This is a genomic window from Methanolobus sp., assembly GCF_016278385.1.
In the GTDB taxonomy this organism is placed as follows: Archaea; Halobacteriota; Methanosarcinia; order Methanosarcinales; family Methanosarcinaceae; genus Methanolobus.
Genome location: NZ_JADQBY010000035.1, coordinates 1 through 3,712, shown reverse-complemented (window position 1 = coordinate 3,712; position 3,712 = coordinate 1). Strand labels below are relative to the sequence as shown.

At 37.7% G+C, this 3,712-nt stretch carries 2 protein-coding genes; both read left to right on the top strand.

Annotated elements, in window-relative coordinates:
• On the top strand, positions 1–1,130 hold a 1,130-nt coding region (locus tag QZZ23_RS13030; RefSeq protein WP_292470910.1), incomplete at its 5' end, for a PKD domain-containing protein.
• Between the two features lie 605 nt (positions 1,131–1,735).
• Positions 1,736–3,463 carry a right-handed parallel beta-helix repeat-containing protein gene (locus tag QZZ23_RS13025; protein ID WP_292470908.1) on the top strand — a complete coding sequence of 576 codons (1,728 nt, stop codon included), beginning with the start codon at positions 1,736–1,738 and terminating at the stop codon, positions 3,461–3,463.
• The last annotated feature ends 249 nt before the right edge of the window (positions 3,464–3,712 follow it).

Here is a 3,712-nt window from a genome sequence, read left to right as displayed (position 1 = left end):
CAAGTTTTAGTTCTTCAACCCTTGCTGCAGGGACACATACCATTTACTTCAGCGTTAAGGACAATGATGGGGCATGGTCTAATGAAGTATCCTCAACTTTAACCATAAGTGGAGCAACAACTTCAACGCCTACGACTTCACTTCCTACAAATCCAGATGGAAAACCTGCAGTCAGAATCACTTCTATCTCGCCGAACCCTGCAACTGTTGGTAGTTCAGTCACCTTAAACGGAATCGCTTCTGATTCCGATGGTAAAATTGCCAGATATGTATGGAAATCCGATCGTGATGGTTGGTTGGGTAGTTCTACCAGTTCTGCCAGTTTCAGTACATCCAAGCTTTCTGCTGGCACTCACACCATTTGGTTACTCGTCGAAGACAATGATGGTAAATGGACTGGAGATTACTCTACTCTGACAATTGGTGCGGTTTCAGAAACAGCTAATGAAGAACCGGTTGTTGAAGAACCAGCTAATGATGAAACGGTTGTTGAAGAACAAACTAATGAATTGCCTACAAATTCAAATGGAAAACCTGCAGTCAGAATCACCTCCATCTCTCCGAGTCCTGCAACTGTTGGTAGTTTAGTCACCTTTAACGGAATCGCTTCTGATGCCGATGGTAAAATTACCAGATATGTATGGAAATCCGATCGTGATGGTTGGTTGGGTAGTTCTACCAGTTCTGCCAGTTTCAGTACATCCAAGCTTTCTGCTGGCACTCACACCATTTGGTTACTTGTCGAAGACAATGATGGTAAATGGACTGGAGATAGATATACTCTGACAGTTGGTGCGGTTTCAGAAACAGCTAATGAAGCAACAACTCCTACAACTTCAACTCCTACAGCTTCAAATCAAAAACCTACAGTCAGTATCACTTCCGTCTCTCCGAACCCTGCAAAGGTAGGTAGTTCAGTCTCCTTTAAAGGAACAGGTTCTGATCCTGATGGTAAAATTGCCAGATATGTCTGGAAATCCAGTCGTGATGGTTGGTTGGGTAGTTCTACCAGTTCTGCCAGTTTCAGTACATCGAAGCTTTCTGCTGGCACTCACACCATTTGGTTACTTGTCGAAGACAATGATGGTAGTTGGACTGGAACTACCCGTACTCTGGTAGTTAAGAGTTGAGGAGAGTTCCGTAGAGTAACTAAATTAAAACTGTTAGAAAACAAATGAGGGCATAATAAAAAGCCCTCCATATCTTTTTTTCTTTTATTGGGACTGGATATTGAGAAGTATTTAGTTTAAAGTATTCACGCTTCTAATTTATTTATTTATTTATTTATTTATTTATTTATTTTTGTATAAGATTGTTTCATTTAAACCCAGGTTTGAAAGGGTTTTATGCTTGATGGTAATAAGTATGATTAATTTGTTCTAAATTTCAAAGTTGTATTGGATTTCAATTAAAGACACAAATGTTTATGTACCCGATAAATTTTATAGAGACCACGGCTTGAGGCTTAAACAATACTATATTATTTATTTTTTAACATATTAGTTATTTTCTTTCAAAAATATTATACAACACGTTTTTATTATTTGTATTTTTCAGAAAAACAGCATCAATAAGATGAATCATATATAATAATAAAAGTCAATAAGCCTTTATGTTAAACTTTTATAGCACCAATAAACAAATCGTTAGCTTTTTATACAATATATGGACTACATATAGACGGGTATGGAAAAATAAAGGTAAGTCTACATTTAAAAAGAGGAGATTTTATAAAATGCGACGAACATTATTTTTAATAGTATTACTTACAATTTTAATAGGAACTGCTTCAGCAGCCACAGTTACGGTTGGTTTTTCAGGCGATAAAGCAGATTATACGTGTGACGGTTCAGGGGACGATGTGCAGATCAATGCTGCCTTGGCTAAAGTAGCTGGAACAGGTGGAACAGTCTATCTGAAATCCGGCACTTATATAATTGGGAATACTATAAAAATTGGCGACAGTACTACCCTTACTGGTGACTCTAATGCTGTTGTCAAGCTAAAGAACAATGCAAGATGGAATATATATGTACCTTTGATAGAAAACGTAGGTTCCAAAGGTAATATCAAAATACATGGTTTTGAAATCGATGGTAACTATGATTATAACAAAGAACATCCAAAAGGAGAAGGTTCCTATTATGTTTTGATGTTATTCCAGAATATCGATAATGTCCAAGTCTATGATATGAAACTACATAACAATGCATTTGATCTGATGCACTTCACAAGATGTACTGGTGTCTCTGTCCATGACAACATAGGAAGGGACCAGGGACATGAATTTGTCTGGCTCGATTACTGTAATGGTGCAAACATCTACAATAACGATATATCTATTCAGGTGAACGCAGGAATTCGCGCTGAAGCATCAAACAATATGAAAATTCACAATAATAAGATATATGCTACAGTTAATAGTGGATATACGGGTATTTACGTTCAATCATATGATAGAAATAGTCCTGTAACTTCAGTTGAGATTTATAATAACAATATATATAATACGAGAAATGCCGGTATTTACGCAGTTGCTTACAAATATGGTGTTTCGTCCAAGAACCTGGATGATAAATCACAGTCAACTGGCTTATACATCCACGATAATGTCATCACTAACACCGGACGTACAGGAACAGCACCCGGTGGTGGAATATCTACCGCAGGTTTCCACAATACCATAATAGAAGATAATGTAATTAAAGATGTTAATGGAAATGGTATTTCTATACTTTACAACAAACCTGCATTATCATACACAGGTGTAATATACAATATCAGAAACAATGTTATCACATCACCTTCCGGAACTGCTATAAAGAACTATGAAACTTCGACACACACAGTTGTGACAACTGGTTCTAGTAGCCCTAGTAGCCCTAGTAGCTCTGGTAGCAGCGCTCAAAATGCAGAACCTACAGCAAAGATAAATTCAATTAATCCGACATCTGCAACAAAAGGCACTTCAGTATACTTCAGTGGAAGTGGAACAGATACAGACGGAACAATTGATGCTTACAAATGGAGATCAAGCATCAATGATCAGATAAGTACATCCGCAAGTTTTAGTTCTTCAACCCTTGCTGCAGGGACACATACCATTTACTTCAGCGTAAAGGATAACGATGGAGCATGGTCTAAAGAAGTATCCTCAACTTTAACCATCAGTGGAGCAACAACTCCTAAAGCTTCAAATCAAAGACCTGTAGTCAGTATAACTTCCATCTCCCCGAGCCCTGCAAAGGTAGGTAGTTCAGTCTCCTTTAAAGGAACAGGTTCTGATCCTGATGGTAAAATTGCCAGATATGTTTGGAAATCCAGTCGTGATGGTTGGTTGAGTACCTCTCCCAGTTTCAGTACATCCAAGCTTTCTGTTGGCACTCACACCATTTCGTTACTTGTCGAAGACAATGATGGCACATGGACTGGAACTACCCGTACTCTGGTAATTAAGAAATGAGGAGATTTGCGTAGAGTAACTAGGTTAAAACTGTTAGAAAACAAATGAGGGCATAATAAAAAGCCCTCCTTATCTTTTTTTCTTTTATTGGAACTGGATATTAAGAAGTATTTTGTTTAAAGCATTCACAAAGGGTTTAATGCTCGATAGCAATAAGTATGATTAATTTGTTCGGTTCTCTTTAACATCATATGGGTGAACTACCCCGAAGCTAAAGACTTCGTGGCTTCCTGCTTCATTCCCCTTCCC

Coding starts and splice junctions, on each gene's coding strand:
- QZZ23_RS13025 (WP_292470908.1), top strand. CDS start 1,736: ATGCGACGAACATTATTTTTAATAGTATTACTTACAATTTTAATAGGA.